The sequence below is a fragment of the Modestobacter italicus genome, assembly GCF_019799965.1.
In the GTDB taxonomy this organism is placed as follows: Bacteria; Actinomycetota; Actinomycetes; order Mycobacteriales; family Geodermatophilaceae; genus Modestobacter; species Modestobacter italicus_A.
Genome location: NZ_JABGCJ010000005.1, coordinates 203,898 through 219,992, shown reverse-complemented (window position 1 = coordinate 219,992; position 16,095 = coordinate 203,898). Strand labels below are relative to the sequence as shown.

The 16,095-nt window shown below is 74.8% G+C and carries 16 protein-coding genes; 11 read left to right on the top strand and 5 right to left on the bottom strand.

Annotation, left to right across the window (positions count from 1 at the left end; all coding sequences use genetic code 11):
• Window positions 1–39 precede the first annotated feature (39 nt).
• Window positions 40–1,245, bottom strand: a complete 1,206-nt coding sequence (locus tag HLA93_RS14095; RefSeq protein ID WP_222195021.1) for a cation:proton antiporter domain-containing protein — start codon at window positions 1,243–1,245, stop codon at window positions 40–42.
• A 160-nt stretch (window positions 1,246–1,405) separates the two neighbouring features.
• On the opposite strand from HLA93_RS14095, the gene HLA93_RS14090 reads away from it, so the two are divergent.
• Complete coding sequence (locus HLA93_RS14090; protein WP_222195020.1) at window positions 1,406–2,239, top strand: alpha/beta fold hydrolase; 834 nt, start codon at window positions 1,406–1,408, stop codon at window positions 2,237–2,239.
• Between the two features lie 12 nt (window positions 2,240–2,251).
• Here the strand turns inward: HLA93_RS14090 and HLA93_RS14085 are convergent, their stop codons facing one another.
• Window positions 2,252–2,839: an O-methyltransferase gene (locus tag HLA93_RS14085; RefSeq protein ID WP_222195019.1), complete on the bottom strand. Its 588-nt coding sequence runs from the start codon at window positions 2,837–2,839 to the stop codon at window positions 2,252–2,254.
• Between the two features lie 445 nt (window positions 2,840–3,284).
• Between HLA93_RS14085 and HLA93_RS14080 the strand changes: the two genes are divergently transcribed.
• From HLA93_RS14080 to HLA93_RS14060, 5 genes are all read left to right on the top strand, one after another.
• Entirely contained in the window at window positions 3,285–4,181 is an 897-nt protein-coding gene (locus tag HLA93_RS14080; RefSeq protein WP_222195018.1) for a hypothetical protein, read from the top strand.
• A 359-nt stretch (window positions 4,182–4,540) separates the two neighbouring features.
• Window positions 4,541–5,020 carry a DUF2975 domain-containing protein gene (locus tag HLA93_RS14075; protein WP_222195017.1) on the top strand — a complete coding sequence of 160 codons (480 nt, stop codon included), beginning with the start codon at window positions 4,541–4,543 and terminating at the stop codon, window positions 5,018–5,020.
• A complete protein-coding gene (locus HLA93_RS14070; RefSeq protein ID WP_222195016.1) occupies window positions 5,020–5,271 on the top strand; it encodes a helix-turn-helix domain-containing protein in 252 nt (83 codons plus the stop codon). The genes HLA93_RS14075 and HLA93_RS14070 overlap by 1 nt, the downstream gene beginning before the upstream one ends.
• Window positions 5,268–6,392, top strand: coding sequence for an NAD(P)/FAD-dependent oxidoreductase (locus tag HLA93_RS14065; protein WP_222195015.1), 1,125 nt, complete (start codon window positions 5,268–5,270; stop codon window positions 6,390–6,392). The genes HLA93_RS14070 and HLA93_RS14065 overlap by 4 nt, the downstream gene beginning before the upstream one ends.
• Window positions 6,393–6,480: 88 nt before the next feature.
• The gene (locus tag HLA93_RS14060; RefSeq protein ID WP_222195014.1) at window positions 6,481–7,290 is read left to right on the top strand and encodes a TSUP family transporter; all 810 of its coding nucleotides are present in this window, start codon (window positions 6,481–6,483) and stop codon (window positions 7,288–7,290) included.
• Between the two features lie 10 nt (window positions 7,291–7,300).
• Here the strand turns inward: HLA93_RS14060 and HLA93_RS14055 are convergent, their stop codons facing one another.
• The 3 genes from HLA93_RS14055 to HLA93_RS14045 form a co-directional block, all read right to left on the bottom strand.
• The gene (locus HLA93_RS14055) at window positions 7,301–8,473 is read right to left on the bottom strand and encodes an MFS transporter (RefSeq protein WP_222195013.1); all 1,173 of its coding nucleotides are present in this window, start codon (window positions 8,471–8,473) and stop codon (window positions 7,301–7,303) included.
• A 102-nt stretch (window positions 8,474–8,575) separates the two neighbouring features.
• Window positions 8,576–9,199: a pyridoxamine 5'-phosphate oxidase family protein gene (locus HLA93_RS14050; protein WP_222195012.1), complete on the bottom strand. Its 624-nt coding sequence runs from the start codon at window positions 9,197–9,199 to the stop codon at window positions 8,576–8,578.
• On the bottom strand, window positions 9,196–10,536 hold the full coding sequence (locus tag HLA93_RS14045; protein WP_222195011.1) for an FAD-binding oxidoreductase: 1,341 nt from the start codon (window positions 10,534–10,536) through the stop codon (window positions 9,196–9,198). The genes HLA93_RS14050 and HLA93_RS14045 overlap by 4 nt, the downstream gene beginning before the upstream one ends.
• A 110-nt stretch (window positions 10,537–10,646) precedes the next feature.
• Between HLA93_RS14045 and HLA93_RS14040 the strand changes: the two genes are divergently transcribed.
• From HLA93_RS14040 to HLA93_RS14020, 5 genes are all read left to right on the top strand, one after another.
• Window positions 10,647–11,612, top strand: coding sequence for a PDR/VanB family oxidoreductase (locus HLA93_RS14040; protein ID WP_222195010.1), 966 nt, complete (start codon window positions 10,647–10,649; stop codon window positions 11,610–11,612).
• A gap of 60 nt (window positions 11,613–11,672) precedes the next feature.
• Entirely contained in the window at window positions 11,673–12,917 is a 1,245-nt protein-coding gene (locus HLA93_RS14035; RefSeq protein ID WP_222195009.1) for an amidohydrolase family protein, read from the top strand.
• Window positions 12,918–13,035: 118 nt separating this feature from the next.
• Window positions 13,036–13,842, top strand: coding sequence for an ABC transporter ATP-binding protein (locus HLA93_RS14030; RefSeq protein ID WP_308128131.1), 807 nt, complete (start codon window positions 13,036–13,038; stop codon window positions 13,840–13,842).
• On the top strand, window positions 13,839–14,762 hold the full coding sequence (locus tag HLA93_RS21020; RefSeq protein ID WP_308128130.1) for an ABC transporter permease: 924 nt from the start codon (window positions 13,839–13,841) through the stop codon (window positions 14,760–14,762). Before HLA93_RS14030 ends, HLA93_RS21020 begins: the two co-directional genes overlap by 4 nt.
• Before the next feature lie 118 nt (window positions 14,763–14,880).
• Window positions 14,881–16,047: an ABC transporter substrate-binding protein gene (locus HLA93_RS14020; protein WP_222195008.1), complete on the top strand. Its 1,167-nt coding sequence runs from the start codon at window positions 14,881–14,883 to the stop codon at window positions 16,045–16,047.
• The last annotated feature ends 48 nt before the right edge of the window (window positions 16,048–16,095 follow it).

Below are 16,095 nucleotides of genomic sequence, written 5' to 3'. Positions count from 1 at the left end.
CACGCAGCTGCAAGGCGACTGCAACACCGGCCGCGGCGGTCAGTCCCCGGCGGCCCGCCGGTACAGGCGACGGCCCGGGGCGGAGCTCACCCCGTGCGCCAGCGTGCTCGCGGCCACGACCAGGCTGCCGGCCGCCCACAGCCGGGGGTCGGCGACGCCCTCCTCGGCGCTGAAGGTCAGGTAGAAGACCGCGCTCACCCCGATCGGCCCGAACCAGCCGAGGAAGACCGCATCGCGCAGCCGCAGCCCCAGCGGCCGGATCAGCGCGAGCACCACCGGCAGCCGGCGCAGCAGCAGCACCGCGACCGGGAACACCACCGCGCCCCAGCCCAGGTCGACCCACTCCGACCAGGGCAGCTCGATGCCCAGCAGCAGGAACAGCGGCAGGACGACGTAGCGGTTGACCCCCTCGTCGATGGTGTTCTGCGGCCCGACCTCGTCGTTCGCGACGACGGCGTTGTAGGCCAGCCCCGCCACGAAGACGGCCAGCACGCCGTCGGTGTTCGCCACCCGGGCCAGGCCCAGGACGGCGATGGCCAGCACCAGGGTGAAGATCAGCGAGGCTCCCTCGGAGACGTCGGACCGGCGCAGGGCGAACGTCACGGCCCGCCCGGCGACGAACCCGGCGGCGGCGCCGATCGCGGTGCCCACGACCACCTGGTAGACGCCGTCCAGCGCGGCGTGCCCCATGGACTCGCCGACCACCAGGGCGATGCCCAGCAGCACCAGCGGCAGCGCCAGCCCGTCGTTGGTCCCGGACTCGGCGGAGAGCAGCTGCCGGGTCCGGGCCGGGAGGTGCTCCTCGGCCGGCTTGCCGGTCACCACGCTGGAGGCCAGCACCGGGTCGGTGGGTGCGATGCAGGCACCCAGCAGGGCGGCGAGCGCCATCGGCACACCGAGCAGCAGCCAGGCCAGCCCGGCCGACAGCGCCGCCATGCCCACCATGCCGACCGTCACCAGCAGCGTGGTGGGAGTCAGGATCGGCCGCAGCCGGCGGACCGGGTAGCGCAGGGCGACCCCGATCAGCGAGATGGCCAGCAGCACCCGGCCCATCTCACTGAGCAGGGTCGGGCGGGTGGCCTCCGACACCTCGATCAGGCCGAGCAGCTGCGGGCCGACCAGCACGCCGAGCAGCAGGGCCAGCAGCGGCTCGCTCAACGGCAGGTCGCGGATCCGGCTGGACAGCGCGGCCAGCGCGACGGCGAGGCTGCCGACCAGGGCGTAGGCCAGGTGGAGCTGGTCCATCGGGTCGTTCCTCCGGGGCGGACGGTGAGGGGGCCCGGGCGCGGGCCAGCTGTCGATCATGCCGCCGGCCGCGCGGGTGTGCTGGCCGGGCGACGCGGTCCCGATCGGCTCGGTCTCCTGGTCCGTGCATCGATGCCGGGCGGCCGGGCATGTCACCGGCATGGCAGCACAGCTCGGCCCCACCCAGCAGGTCGACGTCGGCGAGCACCGGCTGAACGTGTGGACGGCGGGGGAGAGCGGCCCGGCGGTCCTGTTGGTGCACGGCATCCCGACCAACCACCGGCTGTGGGCCGACGTGGTGCCCGCGGTGTGCGGGTACGCCCGCGTGTTCGCCGTCGACATGCTCGGCTACGGCGACTCACCGGCCCCGGACGGCGCACGGGTGGACCTGGCGACGCAGGCTGCGCTGCTGGTCGACCTGCTCGACGTCCTGGAGCTGGACCGGGTGGTGGTGGTCGGGCACGACCTGGGCGGCGGGGTCGCGCAGATCCTGGCGACCACCAACACCTCGCGGGTCGCCGGGCTCGGCGTCGTCGACGGCGTCTGCTACGACGCCTGGCCGGTGCCGCTGGTGCGCGCCATGAAGGCGGCCTGGTCGGTGATCGACCGGCTCCCGCCGGCGGCCGTGGCCGCCGCCCTCCGGCCGGCGCTGCGCACGCTCTTCGCCCACCAGGAACGGGCCGGCAGCTTCATCGACGACTTCGTCGCCCCGTGGGCCGAACCCGGGGGGCCGAGCCGGCTGGCCCGGCACCTGCGGTCGCTGGACTCGGTCTACACCCAGACGGTCGCGCCGTTCCTGCCCCGGCTGGACCTGCCCGCGGAGGTGGTCTGGGGGCGCAAGGACCACCAGATGAAGCCCGAGCACGGCCAGCGGCTGGCCGACGACCTGCCCGGTGCGCGGCTGACCTGGGTCGACGACGCCAGCCACTTCGTCCCCGCGGACCGGCCCGACGTGGTGGCCGAGGCGGTGCTGCGGCTGGCCGCCCGGGTCTGACCCGTGGGGGGGTCAGGCGCGGGTGACCGCCAGCAGCAGGCCCTTCCCGGCGGTGGAGACGGTGGCCCGCAGCCGGGGGTCGGCGTCGATCAGCCCGCGCAGCTCGGCGACCTGGTCGGGGTGGGAGAGCACGTTGTCGATGGCGAGCAGACCGCCGGGGCGGAGCACCCGCACCGGGTGCGGCCACCAGTCGAGGTAGTGGGAGCGGTCGGCGTCCAGGAAGACGACGTCCTGGCTGCGGTCGGGCAGCTCACGGAGCACCTGGCCACCGTCGGCGCAGCGCAGCTCGACGTCCTCGTGCAGGCCCACACGGGCCAGGTTCGCCGCCGCCGCGCGCTGGCCGACGGCATCGACGTCGACGCTGAGCACCGTGCCGCCGCGGTCGTGCACGGCCCGGGCCAGCCACAGGGTGGAGAACCCGTTGGAGGTGCCGACCTCCAGCACCCGGCGGGCGCCCATGGCCTCGCAGACCAGCCCGAGCAGGGCTGCCTCGTCCGGGTCCAGGTTGCGGCGGCGGCGCGACCGGTCGGTCTGGACCGCGTCGGCCCGGACGCCCTCCTCGTGCAGCGCGCGAACGACGGCGTCGAAGTCCTCGGTCATGCCGACGGTCCTACCGGACGGTGCGACCCGCCGCGCCGTCCACCCGCGGAGCACGCGCGCGGCACACCGGCGCGAGGCCCTGGGCGACGGTCCCTCGACGTCACCGACGCGGCCGGAGGGGACACCCAGGTCGTGCCCGGTCAGTGCGCCGACCTCGGGTGTGGTCTGCCTCGCAACCGGGCGCGGAGATGCGAGCGGTCCCAGCGGAGGGAGTGCAGGTCACGTCGGCGCGGCGGCGCTCCGCCGGACGGAGGCCCACTCGGAGGCGCGCACATCGTCACGGAACGAATTCACGCCGATGCATTGTCACGAAACTGCAACGACGGTTAGCGTGGCCGGGTCCGGTCGGTCGTCTCGCCCCCGCAGGGGAGCCCGTACACCCGCCGTAGCCCACACCCGCCGGGTCGTCGGAGCTGCGCTCGCACCCCTCGGAGCACCACGACTCATGCACCCCCGCGCCACCCTGTCCGGCCTGCGTCGCCGGAGCACCCAGCCGCGCCGCGGCACGCTCGCCGCCGCCCGCCGTCCCGGGGTCTTCCTGGGGGCCGCCGCTGCCGGCGCGGTCCTGGTCAACGTCCTGGTCGGCGCCGAGCCGGCCGCGCAGGCGGTCGGCGTCTCCGAGCCGGTCAGCGTGGCCGAGGAGCTCGGCCTGAGCGCGCTGTCCGCACCGGTCGACCCGGCGCGGGACCTGGCGTCGCTGGAGCAGCTGGCCGCCAGCCGCAGCACCCGTGAGGCCGCCGAGACCGCCGCCCAGCAGGCGCAGGCGGCCGCCGACCAGGCCGAGCTCGACCGCCAGCGGCTCGAGGCGGAGGCCGCCGCCCGCGCCGCCGAGGAGGCGGCTGCCGCTGCCGCCGCCCAGGCTGCCGCCGAGGCCGCTGCCCAGGAGCAGGCGGCCGCCGAGCAGCGGGCCAACGCGGCGGCCGGCCGCCCGTCCGCCGCCAAGCCGTCCGCCGGTTCCGTCTCGGCCGCGATCGCCGGTGCCGTCGCCCGGATCACGAACAACGCCGGCAGCGTCAAGCCGCAGGTCCAGCGGGCTGCCGACCAGGTCGTCTCCAACGTGCCGGGTGCCGCCGGCATCACGCTCGGCGGCACGCGGGCCAGCGCGGCCGATCCCGGCGGGCACCCGTCCGGCCTGGCGCTGGACTACATGGTCATGTCCGACGCGGCCCTCGGGGACGCCATCGCCCAGTACCACATCGACCACTGGGCCGAGCTCGGCGTCGCGTACGTGATCTGGGAGCAGCGGATGCTCAGCTCGCCGGGCGGCTCCTGGAAGCCGATGGAGGACCGGGGTGGCGTGACGGCGAACCACTTCGACCACGTGCACGTCAACTACCGCTGACCCCGGCGACCGGTCAGGCCCGGTCGTGCACCGTGATCGCGGGACCGTCGGGGTCCAGGAAGGTGGACGTCCGGCCGAACGGGCCCCCGGCACCCCCGGGACGGGCACGCCCGCATCGACCAGGGCGTCGTGCAGCGCCTGCGCGTCCTCGGCGTCCAACCACAGCGCGACGCCGGCCGCCCTGTCACCGGTGGCACGGTCGCGGCTCCTGGCCGACCTCGCCGCCTGAGCCGCCGCCCTCGTGCCGACGTCCCCCGAGCCCGAGAGGGACTGACCCGTCGTCCCGGGCAGCTTCCTGATCGGGCGACACGCATGCTGCATCGATTGACTTTCGATAGACAGTCAACGACATTCGATGCATGGCGATCGAACAACGGGCCGTGGCCCCGCTCCGGGTCTTCCTCGTGGTGCTCTTCGTGCTGCTGGTCGTCCTGCAGACGGTCTCGCTCCCCGGGGAGTTCGCGCAGCAGGCGCAGGAGTCGCCGCAGGACGCACACCTGCGGTGGCCGCTGACCGCCGTCGCCGTCTTCCTGGTGCTCTGCGTGCAGGTGGTCGTCGTCGCCACGTGGAAGCTGCTCACCCTGGTGGAGGACGACCGCATCTTCAGCGACGCCTCCTCGGCGTGGGTGGACGCGATCGTGCGCGCGGTCGCCGCCGCGTGGGTCGTGCTGACCGGCGTCACGCTGTGGTCGGGCTTCCGCGCCGACGACCCCGCGGTCCCGATCCTGCTGGTGCTCACCTGGTCCGGCGTCACCGTGCTCGGGCTGCTGATGGTCGTGCTGCGGGCGCTGCTGCGCCAGGCCACCACCCTGCGGACCGACATGGAAGCCGTCATCTGATGCCGATCGTGGTGCGGATCGACGTCCAGCTGGCCCGGCGCAAGATGAGCGTGGGGGAGTTCGCCGAGCGGGTCGGGCTGACCCCGGCCAACGTCGCGGTGCTCAAGAACGGCCGGGCCAAGGCGGTGCGGTTCAGCACCCTGGAGGCGATGTGCCGGGTGCTCGACTGCCAGCCCGGTGACCTGCTCGAGTGGGTGGCGGACGCCGACGACGAGCAGGTCGCGGTCGGCGCCCCGGCGGGGGAGGGGTGACCGGTCCCGACGCCGTCGACGTGCTGGTCGTCGGCGCCGGTCTGGCCGGCTTGCACACCGCCACGCTGCTGGCCCGGCGGGGCCACCAGGTGCTGGTGGCCGAGCGGCGCACCACGCTCACCGGCGCGATCCGCACCACCGGGATCTTCGTCCGCAAGACTCTCGACGACTTCCCGCTGCCGGAGGACTGCCTCGGGCCGCCGATCCGCCGCGTGGTGCTCTACCCGCCCTCGCTGCAGCGCCCGGTGACCCTGGACAGCGCGCGCGACGAGTACCGGGTCGGCGACATGGCGGGGCTCTACCTCGCCGCGGCCCGGACGGCGGTGGACGCCGGCGTGCGGCTGGCGCTGGGCACCCGCTACCTCGGGCGTGCGGACGACGGCGTCCGGCTGGCCGGCCCGGAGGGGCCGGTGCGGGTGCGGGCCCGGTTCCTGGTGGGTGCCGACGGCGCCCGGTCCCGGGTCGCCCGTGACCTGGGCCTGGACCGGAACCGGCAGCTGCTGGTCGGCGCCGAGGAGGTGTTCCCGGTGTCGCCGGGTGCTGGGCCGCCGGCGTTCCACTGCGTGCTCGACCCCTCGCTCGCCCCGGGCTACCTGGCCTGGGTGGTGGACGACGGCGAGCACGCCCACGTGGGCGTGGCCGGCTACCCCGACCGCTTCCCCGGGGGCATGCGCGCCGCGCTGACGCGGTTCCGGGCCGCCGCACCCGGCCTCGACCGAATCGACCGGGTCGGCGAGGTCGAACGGCGCGGTGGCCCCATCCCGGTCGGCGGGCTGCTGCGCCGGATCGGCTGCGCGGAGGGCCTGCTGGTCGGCGACGCGGCGGGCGCGGTCTCCCCGCTCACCGCCGGCGGCCTGGACCCGTGCCTGCGGCTGTCCGAGCACGCCGCCGACGTCCTCTCCGATGCGCTGCAGGCCGGGCGGCCCGATCCGCTGGACCACTACGACGGCGCCGCGCTGCGCACCTCGTTCCGCGGTCGGCTGCTGCTGCGGCAGGGGCTGGCCCAGGTGCGCACGCCGGCGATGGCAGCGGCCGGCCTCGCCGTGCTCCGGACGCCGGTCGGCCGGGCCGCCGCCCGCCGGGTGCTCTTCGGCGACCGGTCGTTCCCCACGCCCCACTGACCGCCCGTCGGGCCCGCCGGGCGGCCTCCTACCGTGTGCCGGTGCCCTCCCGCCCTCGCCCGGCGGCGTCGACCGCCCGCTCCGCCGGATGACCGACGTCCTCGCGCTCGACCTGCTCCCCGAGGGCCTCACCCCGACCGTGCTGGTGCTGGTGCTGCTGGCCGCGCTCACCGCCGGCTTCATCGACGCCGTCGTCGGCGGCGGTGGCCTGGTGCAGCTGCCCGCCCTGCTGCTGGTGCCCGGGCTCACCCCGGTGCAGGCGCTGGCCACGAACAAGCTCGGCTCGATCCTCGGCACGAGCACCAGCGCCGTCACCTTCTACCGGCGGGTGCGCCCGGACCTGCGGACGGCGCTGCCGATGGCCGGCGTGGCGCTGGTGAGCAGCTTCGTGGGCGCCTCGGTCGCGGCCCTGCTGCCGGCCGACGTCTTCAAGCCGGTGATCGTGGTGGCGCTGGTCGGCATCGGGGCGTTCACCGTGCTGCGCCCGGCGCTGGGGGAGGTGACCGCGCTGCGGCACGTGGGCCGGCGGCACCACGGCATCGCGGCCGTGGTCGGGGTGGTCATCGGCTTCTACGACGGCATCCTCGGGCCGGGCACCGGCTCGTTCCTGGTCTTCGCCCTGGTCTCGCTGCTGGGCTACGACTTCCTCGCCGCCAGTGCCAAGGCCAAGATCGTCAACTGCGCCACCAACCTCGGGGCTCTGCTGTTCTTCGTGCCGCACGGGTCGGTCTTCTGGGGGCTGGGCCTGCTGCTCGGCGCGGCCAACACGGTCGGGGCCTACCTGGGTGCCCGGACCGCGACCAGCCGGGGCAGCCGGTTCATCCGGGTGGTCTTCCTGGTGGTGGTGACCGTGCTCATCGCACGGCTGGGCTGGGACGTGTGGGCCGAGCACAGCTGACCGGCCCGGGTCAGCCGCGGCGGCGCAGCTCACGCGTCAGCCAGCCGCCCAGGGCGAGCGGGACGACGAGGAACCCGGTCATCACCGGGACGGTGCCCCAGGCAGAGCCGAGTGCGGCGAGCAGCAGCGGGGTGCCGAAGCCGGCGTAGGCGAAGGCGTAGAAGGCGCTGTTCATCGCCCCGCGGGTGTGCGGCGGCGCGAGCCGGGCGGTGAGGGTGAGCCCGGCGGTGAGGCACAGCCCGCCCGCTGCCCCCAGCAGAGCGGCCGCGGGCAGCAGCAACGCCTGCCAGCCGGCCACGATGGCGCCCACCCCGACCGCGTGCCCGACCGCGGCCAGCGCCATGCCCAGCGGCGCCGCACCCCGGTCGGCCCGCCGGCCCAGCCGCGCGGCGACCGCGCTGGCGCCCAGGGCGAGCCCGGCGATCAGGCCGGCGTAGGCGACGCCGACCCCGTCCGGGACGACCAGCAGCGGCAGCAGGGTCGCCGCGACCGTGGGGAAGGCGAACACCCCGATGGCGGTCGGGGCGAGCACGGCCCAGAACGGCCGCCGGGCCTCCGGCGGCAGGCCCAGGCCGGGCGCCTGGCCCGGAACCCGGGCCTGCACCGTCTCCGGGACGCCGGCCAGCGCGGCCAGCCCCACGAGCAGGACCGCGACGTGCACCAGGTAGGGCAGCGTCGTGGGTGCCGGGCCGTACTGGGCGAGCAGCCCGCTCATCGCCGGGGCGATCGCGAAGCCCAGCGAGGTGGACACCGCACCGCGGGTGGCCGCCGACCGCTGACCGTCCGGGCCGGCCAGCTCCTGCAGCCAGGCGTTGGCCACGGAGAAGACCACGCCGGAGACCGCGCCCTGCAGCAGCCGGCCCAGGTAGAGCAGCGGCAGGTGCTCGGCGGCGGGCAGGAACAGCAGCGAGACCAGCCCGGCCAGGACGGCGAAGGGGAGCACGACCGCCCGCCGGCCGAACCGGTCCGACGCAGTGCCGGAGACGGTGAGCGCGGCGATCAGGCCCAGGGCATAACAACCGAAGACGGCGGTGATGTCGGCGTCGGACAGCCCGAGGGTGCGCCGGTAGACCAGCAGCAGCGGCGTGGGCACGTTGGTGCCCAGGGCGACGGTGAACAGCCCGAACGTCAGGGCGTCGAGCTGCCGGCGCGGCCGGTCCCGCTGCACGCTGGCCGCCGGCACGGCCGGGACGTTACCGCGCTGACGGCGGTCGGCTCGGGCCCCGGCCGGCCGGTGGCGGCTGTTGCGCCCGCGTCCGCGGGGCCGGACCGCGCGTCGGGTGCCTCAGCCGGCCAGGTGGGCCGTGCGCCAGCCGTCGTCCGCGCGCACGTACTGCAGCCGACGGCTGGCGGTGTCCGGGTGCGCGGCCCAGAAGGTGAGTTCCCGGGGCTGCAGGCGGTAGCCCGTCCAGGAGTCCGCCGGCGAGGGGAGACCCGGCCGGGTGGTGAAGGCCGCCCAGCGCGCCCGCCGCTCGTCGAGCGGCAGCCCGGCGAGTTCGTCGGTGTTCAGCCAGGCCAGCTGGCGCAGGTAGGCCGTCCGGGCCCGCCAGGCCGTCACGGCCGACCCGGGCGCATCGGGGACGACGTCGCCGCGCACGACGAGCTGCCGCTGGTGGTCCGGCCACAGCACGGTGAGGGCGGCGCGGGGCGCGGCGGCCAGCTCGGCGACCTTGCGGCTGGTGGCGGCCGTGTGGAACGCGAAACCGGTGTCGTCGAAGGCAGACAGCAGCACGGTGCGCGCGTCCGGGTACCCGTCCTCGCCGATCGTCGACAGGGTGACGCGCGGTCGGTCCGGCTCGTCGTCACCGGGCAGCCACTGCCGCGCGAGGGCGAACGGGTCGGCCGGCGGCACGTCGTCGGCGTGCAGGTCGAAGAGGTGCATCCCTGGGTCGACGACGGAGCCGCTCACCGGATGGCGCCCTTGGTCGGTCCGTCGTAGTCGGGGTTGAGCTTCCCGGGGTTGAGCAGCCCGTGCGGATCGGTGCGGCGCGCGGTCTCGACGGTGCGGTGCAGCTCGAAGTCGACGTTCCACTGGTGCGGGTCGTGCACGCCGACGCCGATCGCGTTCAGCGCCGCGATGCCCGCCCGCACCTGCTCCGGGCTGCGGTACACCCCGGCGAGCATGCCGATCGGCACGGTGTGCCCGGCCTCGATGTGCAGCAGCCCGCCCTCGTACACGGCGTGCACCTCGTCGATCCGCTCGACCAGCGCATCGCCGGAGACCTCGACGTGGAACCAGACGCCCGGCGCGCTCTTCTGCAGCCACTCGATCGGGTGGTTGTAGCTGAGCATGCTCAGGCCCAGCACCACCTGGGGCCCTTCCCGGACGTCCTCGACCCGGCCGCCGGCGCCCTCGATCAGCGCGGTGGCGGCGCCGACGGTGCGCTCGTCGGCGATGACCCGCAGGCTGGCCCGGCCGGCGGGGAAGGCCGGGTCCGCCGGCAGGGTGGCGGTGACCTCGGGGGTGTCCGCGGACACCAGCCGGGGGAGCGGTTCGAGGCGGCCCAGCTCGCGCAGCACCGACAGCGCGCCGCGGAAGTCGGGGAAGCTGGCGAACACCCCGCGCCACTCCTGCAACGGCTCCAGCCGCACGGTCGCCCGGGCGATGACCCCCGCCGTCCCGTAGTTGTGCACGAAGGGCTGCGCCTGCTCGCCCTCGAGGTGCACCAGCTCCGGGGACCCGGTGGCGTGCACGACGTCGAGGGCCAGCACGAAGCCCATGTCGTTGCTGCCGTGCGCGATGGTGCCGGTGCCCCCCGAGCCGCCGGCGAGGAAGCCGCCCAGCGACGACTGCGCGGTCGAGGGGTACATCCACAGCTGCTGGCCGGTGGCCGCGGCGGCCCGCTCGATGGTGACCATCGGCGTGCCGGCCTCGGCGGTGACCCAGCCGTCGCCCACCTCGACCACCGCCCGGGCCCGCGAGGTGTCCAGCACCAGGCCTCCGGCCATCGGGATGCCCTGGCCGTAGTTGCCGGTGCCCTTGCCGCGCGGGGTGACCGGCACCCCGTGCCGCACGGCGGCGGCGACGGCCAGGCCGATCTGCTCGGCGGTGGTCGGCAGGGCCACCAGGTCGGCCAGCCCCAGCGGCAGCAGCTCGCTGATGATCGGGCTCATCCGCGCGCCGTCGACCGACGCCCGCTCACGGGTGCGCAGCTCGCTGCTGACGTTGCGGGCGCCGAGCAGCTCGACGAGCTCGGCCTCCAGGGCGGCGACGGCGGAGGGGGGCGGGGAGAGCGAGACGGTCACTTCTCCTTGGTAGCCGCCGCTGGTTCCGTCCGTGTGACCTGCGGTTACGGGCGTGTGACCTGGACGGGTCGGCCCCCGGTGGCCCGCCGGCGCCGGGCAGGATCGGCCGCGTGAGCTTCTTCTCCGACGTCGAACGGGACCTGGTCGTGGCCGCCCGCACCGAGCTGGCCGCCGGGGTCGTGGCCCTGGACCTGGTCGCGCACAACGGCCGCGACCTGCCCGCCTGGACCCCCGGGTCGCACGTCGACGTCGTGCTCCGGCCAGGGCTGGAGCGGCAGTACTCGCTCTGCGGGGACACGGCCGACCGGTCCCGCTGGCGGGTGGCCGTCCTGCGCGAGCCGGCCGGGCGCGGCGGGTCCGCGGCGATGCACGACGAGGTGGTGGTCGGGCAGCGACTGCGGGTGCGCGGCCCGCGCAACCACTTCGAGTTCACCGTCACCCCCGGCACTCGGTACCGGTTCGTCGCCGGCGGGATCGGCATCACCCCGCTGCGCGCGATGGTCGCCGCCGCGGAGGCCGCCGGCGCCGACTGGACGCTGGACCACGCCGGCCGGTCCCGGGCGACCATGGCGTTCGCCGAGGAACTGGCGGCAGCCCACCCGAGCCGGGTGCGGGTGCACGCTGCCGACGAGGGCGCCCGGCTGGACCTCGCCGAGCTGCTCGGTGAGCCCCGGGACGACACCGCGGTCTACGTCTGCGGCCCCGCCGGGCTGGTCGACGCGGTCGAGGAGCTGCTGGCCGGCTGGCCGCCCTCGGCGCTGCACGTCGAGCGGTTCGAGGCCAAGGAGTTCGGCGAGCCGGTGTGGCCCGGCCCCTTCGAGGTCGAGCTCGCGCTGTCCGGGGAGACGGTGACCGTGGAGCCGGGGGAGTCCGTGCTCGATGCCGTCACCGCAGCCGGCGCCGTCGTGCTGTCCTCCTGCCGGGTGGGCACCTGCGGTACCTGCGAGACGCCGGTCCTGGAGGGGCCGGTCGAGCACCGCGACTCCGTCCTCACCCCGGCCGAGAGGTGCGAGGACACCGTGATGATGGTCTGCGTCTCCCGCGCCGCCGGTCCGCGCATCGTGCTCGACCTCTGACGCCCGGTCGCGTCACGTCGGCGAAACCGGCCGGGAACACGGTCCGGTGAGGCTGCGCGCATGACGCTCCTGGTGCAGTCGGTGACCGACCTCGACGGGCGCCGGGTCGACGTCCGGATCGACGGGCGCACCGTCGCCGCCGTCGCCCCGTCGCTGCCCGCGCTCCCCGGCGACGACGTCCTGGACCTGACCGGCCACCTGTTGCTGCCCGCCCCGGCCGAGCCGCACGCCCACCTGGACAAGGCGCTGACCAGTCACCGCGCGCCCAACCCGACCGGCGACCTGGCCGGCGCGATCACCGCGATCCGGCAGATCGCCGCCGACTTCACCCACGAGGACCTCGTCGAACGGGCCACCCGGGCGGCACTGGAGTACCTGGCCAACGGGACGACGGCGATCCGCACGCACGCCGACGTCGGGGTGCACGCCGGCACCCGGCACCTGCGCGCGCTGCTCCAGGTCCGCGACGCCCTCGCCGGGCTGGTCGACGTGCAGGTGGTCGCCCTGCTGTCGGCGCCGTGGACGGCCGAGGAGGAGGCCGCGACCCCGAGGCTGCTGGCCGAGGCGATCGAGCTGGGCACGGACGTCGTCGGCGGGGTGCCGCACCTGTGGGCCGACCGGGAGGCGGGGCTGGCGCTGTCGTTCGACGCCGCTGTGCACGCCGGGCTGCCGCTGGACCTGCACACCGACGAGACGCTGGACCCCACCGCCGACGGACTGCTCCGGCTGGCCGAGCGGGTGCTGGCCACCGGCTTCGACCACGGCGCGACGGCCAGCCACTGCGTGAGCCTGGGGATCCACCCGCCGGAGGTCGCCCGGACGACGGCGGAGACGGTGGCCCGGGCCGGGGTCGGCGTGGTGACCCTGCCGCAGACCAACCTCTACCTGCAGGGCCGCGACGTGGCCGTCGGACCACCGCGGGGGCTCACCGCCGTCGCCACGCTGCTGGCGGCCGGGGTGACCGTGGGGGCGGGCGGGGACAACCTGCGCGACCCGTTCAACCCGATGGGCCGGGCCGACGCCTGCGAGGCGGCCTCGCTGCTGGTGACCGCCGGGCACCTGTCCACCCGCCAGGCCTGGCACGCGGTCAGCGCCGGCGCGCGGGCCTGCCTCGGCCTCCCGGTGCCCGCCGTGGCGCCCGGCGCCGCCGCGGAGTTCCTCGCCGTCGAAGCGGAGAGCCTGGACGCCGCCGTGGCCGGCGCCGGCACCGCCCGGGTGGTCCTCTCCGGGGACCGGGTGCTCGCCCGCACGCAGGTCGTCCGGGACGTGCGGGGTCCGGTGGGCGCCGGTGTGGCCCATTCGTGACCGGCGGCGCGCGCCGTTCACGACCGGCACACGCGACCGAAACACACCTCACGGAAGGTGGCCTGGTCGCACCACGGGCCGGCCGCACGGCCGCCCCCGAGACCCCCGGAGCTGCCTCGTGAGCACCTTGTCGGCCAGCGCCCCGGCCACCACCAGCGTCCCTCTCGCCGGATCGGCACCCCCGGCCGCCGGCACCCGGGTGCTGCACTTCCGCGACGTCGCCAAGGCGTTCCCCGACGGCACGGTCGCCCTCGAGGGCGTCGACCTCGACGTCCGGCGCGGTGAGTTCGTCACCGTCGTCGGCCCCTCGGGCTGCGGGAAGAGCACCCTGCTGCGGATCGCCTCGGGGCTGTCCCCGGCGACGGCGGGCACGGTGCAGATGGACGCCGAGCGGATCGGCTACGTGTTCCAGGACGCCACGCTGCTGCCCTGGCGGTCGGTGCTGAAGAACGTGCAGCTGCTCGCCGAGCTGCACGGCATGAGCAAGACCGCCACCAACCAGGCCTCCCGTGACGCGCTGGAACTGGTCGGCCTCAAGGGCCACGAGAAGAAGCTGCCCCGGGCGCTGTCCGGCGGGATGAAGATGCGCGCCTCGCTGGCCCGGTCGCTCACCCTCGACCCAGACCTGTTCCTCTTCGACGAGCCGTTCGGCGCGCTGGACGAGATCACCCGGGAGCGGCTGAACGACGAGCTGATCCGGCTGTTCACCAGCAAGGGCTTCGGCGCGCTGTTCATCACCCACTCGGTGAGCGAGGCGGTGTACCTGTCCACCCGGGTGCTGGTGATGAGCGGCCGCCCCGGCCGCATCGTCGACTCCTTCGACGTGCCGTTCGGGCCCGACCGCACCCCGGAGCTGCGGTTCACCGCCGAGTTCGCCGCGCTGGCCGGCCAGGTCTCGCACGCGCTGCGGGCGGGCCACTCGTGACCGCCGTCCAGCACCGCCCGACCAGCACCGAGGAGTCCCGCGTGGCCAGCACCGTGCAGACGTCCCCGGCGCCGTCGTCGTCCGACGGGGTGCTCTCCGGGGGCGGCGCGGCGCCACTGGTCCGCCGGCGGCGGAAGACCATGGCCAACGCGCTGCTCCCGCTCGGCGTGCTCGCGGTGCTGCTGGGCATCTGGTACGCGATCACCTACCTGGTGCTCGACCCCGGTCGACGCTTCCTCATGCCTCCGCCGCAGGACGTGGTGACCGATGCCCTCCTCGACGGGCCCACCATGGAACGGATCGGCACCGCCCTCTGGAACACGGTGGTGGTCTCCTTCACCGGGCTGGCGATCGCCATCGTCATCGGCATGAGCTGGGCCGTGCTGATGAGCCAGGCCAAGGCAGCGGAGCGCTCGCTGTTCCCCTACGCGGTGGCTCTGCAGTGCATCCCGATCCTCGCCCTGGTGCCGCTGATCGGCTTCTGGTTCGGCTTCGGCTTCCTCTCCCGGGTGATCGTCTGCGTGCTCATCGCGCTGTTCCCGATCGTGTCCAACACGCTCTTCGGCCTGCAGTCGGTCGACCGGGGCATGCACGAGCTGTTCGACCTGCACGGCGCCGGCCGGGTCACCCGGCTGGTCAAGCTGCAGTTCCCGGCCGCGATGCCGGCGGTGTTCGCCGGGTTCCGGATCTCTGCCGGGCTGTCGGTGGTCGGCGCCATCGTCGGCGACATCTTCTTCAAGCAGGGCACGCCGGGGCTCGGCATCGTGCTGGACAACTTCCGGTCCCGCCTGCAGGGCGCCGAGCTGTTCGCCGCGATCCTCGTGGCCGCCGCACTGGGCATCGCGGTGTTCCTGCTGTTCGGCTGGCTGGGGAAGCTCGCCGTCGGCCGCTGGTACGACCAGTCCCGCGACGCCGGCTGAGCCGGCCCCCCGGAGACCTTCACCCCGTCCAGCACATCTGTCGACGCCGCCCACCGGCGGCGCCGTGCTCTGCGACGCCCTGCCCCGGGGCGTCGTCCGCTCTGACCAAGGAGAACGCGTGCGCAGGACCCGCACCACGATCGGCCTCGCGGCCATCAGCATCGCAGCCCTCGGACTGACCGCCTGCGGCGGTGACAGCGACGATTCCGCCAGCGCCGCGCCGACCGGTGAGATCGGCGGCACCGACCTGGCCGCGGCCGGCTGCCCCGACACGGTCGTCATCCAGACCGACTGGAACCCCGAGGCCGAGCACGGCGGCATCTACCAGCTGATCGGCGAGGACCCGGAGATCGACGCCGGTGCCAAGTCGGTCAGCGGCACGCTGGTCGACAGCAACGGCGACAGCACCGGGGTGATGGTCGAGATCCGCGCCGGCGGGCCCGCGATCGGCTTCCAGGCGGTCAGCGCGCAGATGTACTCCGACGACGCCATCACCCTCGGCTACGTCGACACCGACGAGGCGATCCAGCTCTCGGACAGCCAGCCGACGGTGGGCGTCCTGGCCCAGCTGGACATCTCCCCGCAGATGATCATGTGGGACCCGGAGACGTACCCGGACGTGACCAGCATCGCCGACCTCGGGGAGGCCGGCGCGACCGTGCGGTACTTCGAGGGCTCGGCGTACATGGACTACCTGACCGGCGCCGGCATCCTCCGCGAGGACCAGCTGGACGGCAGCTACGACGGCACGCCGGCGGCGTTCGTCGCCGCGGCCGGGGAGGACGCCCAGCAGGGCTACGCCAGCGCCGAGCCGTTCATCTACGAGAACGAGGTCGACGCCTGGGGCAAGCCGGTGGAGTACCAGCTGATCCATGATGCCGGGTTCGAGGTCTACGCCTCGTCGCTGTCAGTGCGGGCCGACCAGCTGGAGGACCTGTCGGGCTGCCTGTCCGAGCTCATCCCCGTCATGCAGCAGGCCGACCTGGACTACGTCGCCGACCCGGCGCAGGCCAACGACCTGATCGTCGAGCTGGTCGAGCAGTACGACACCGGCTGGCAGTACTCCCTGGAGGTGGCCGAGTACGCGGTGCAGACGATGGACGAGCTGGAGCTGGCCGGCAACGGGCCGGACGACACGCACGGCAACTTCGACACCGAGCGGCTGCAGACGCTGATCGAGCAGACCACGCCGATCTTCACCGAGCAGGGCACCCCGCCCGCCGACGGGCTCACCCCTGAGGACATCGCCACCAACGAGTTCATCGACATGTCGATCGGCGCCTGACCACCGATCGCCGACCATGGCGCCGGTGACCGCGAGGTCACCGGCGCC

Excerpts from the sequence above, each read along its gene's own strand:
- HLA93_RS14095 (WP_222195021.1), bottom strand. The coding sequence starts at position 1,245 with ATGGACCAGCTCCACCTGGCCTACGCCCTGGTCGGCAGCCTCGCCGTC.
- HLA93_RS14090 (WP_222195020.1), top strand. The coding sequence starts at position 1,406 with ATGGCAGCACAGCTCGGCCCCACCCAGCAGGTCGACGTCGGCGAGCAC.
- HLA93_RS14085 (WP_222195019.1), bottom strand. The coding sequence starts at position 2,839 with ATGACCGAGGACTTCGACGCCGTCGTTCGCGCGCTGCACGAGGAGGGC.
- HLA93_RS14080 (WP_222195018.1), top strand. The coding sequence starts at position 3,285 with ATGCACCCCCGCGCCACCCTGTCCGGCCTGCGTCGCCGGAGCACCCAG.
- HLA93_RS14075 (WP_222195017.1), top strand. The coding sequence starts at position 4,541 with ATGGCGATCGAACAACGGGCCGTGGCCCCGCTCCGGGTCTTCCTCGTG.
- HLA93_RS14070 (WP_222195016.1), top strand. The coding sequence starts at position 5,020 with ATGCCGATCGTGGTGCGGATCGACGTCCAGCTGGCCCGGCGCAAGATG.
- HLA93_RS14060 (WP_222195014.1), top strand. The coding sequence starts at position 6,481 with ATGACCGACGTCCTCGCGCTCGACCTGCTCCCCGAGGGCCTCACCCCG.
- HLA93_RS14035 (WP_222195009.1), top strand. The coding sequence starts at position 11,673 with ATGACGCTCCTGGTGCAGTCGGTGACCGACCTCGACGGGCGCCGGGTC.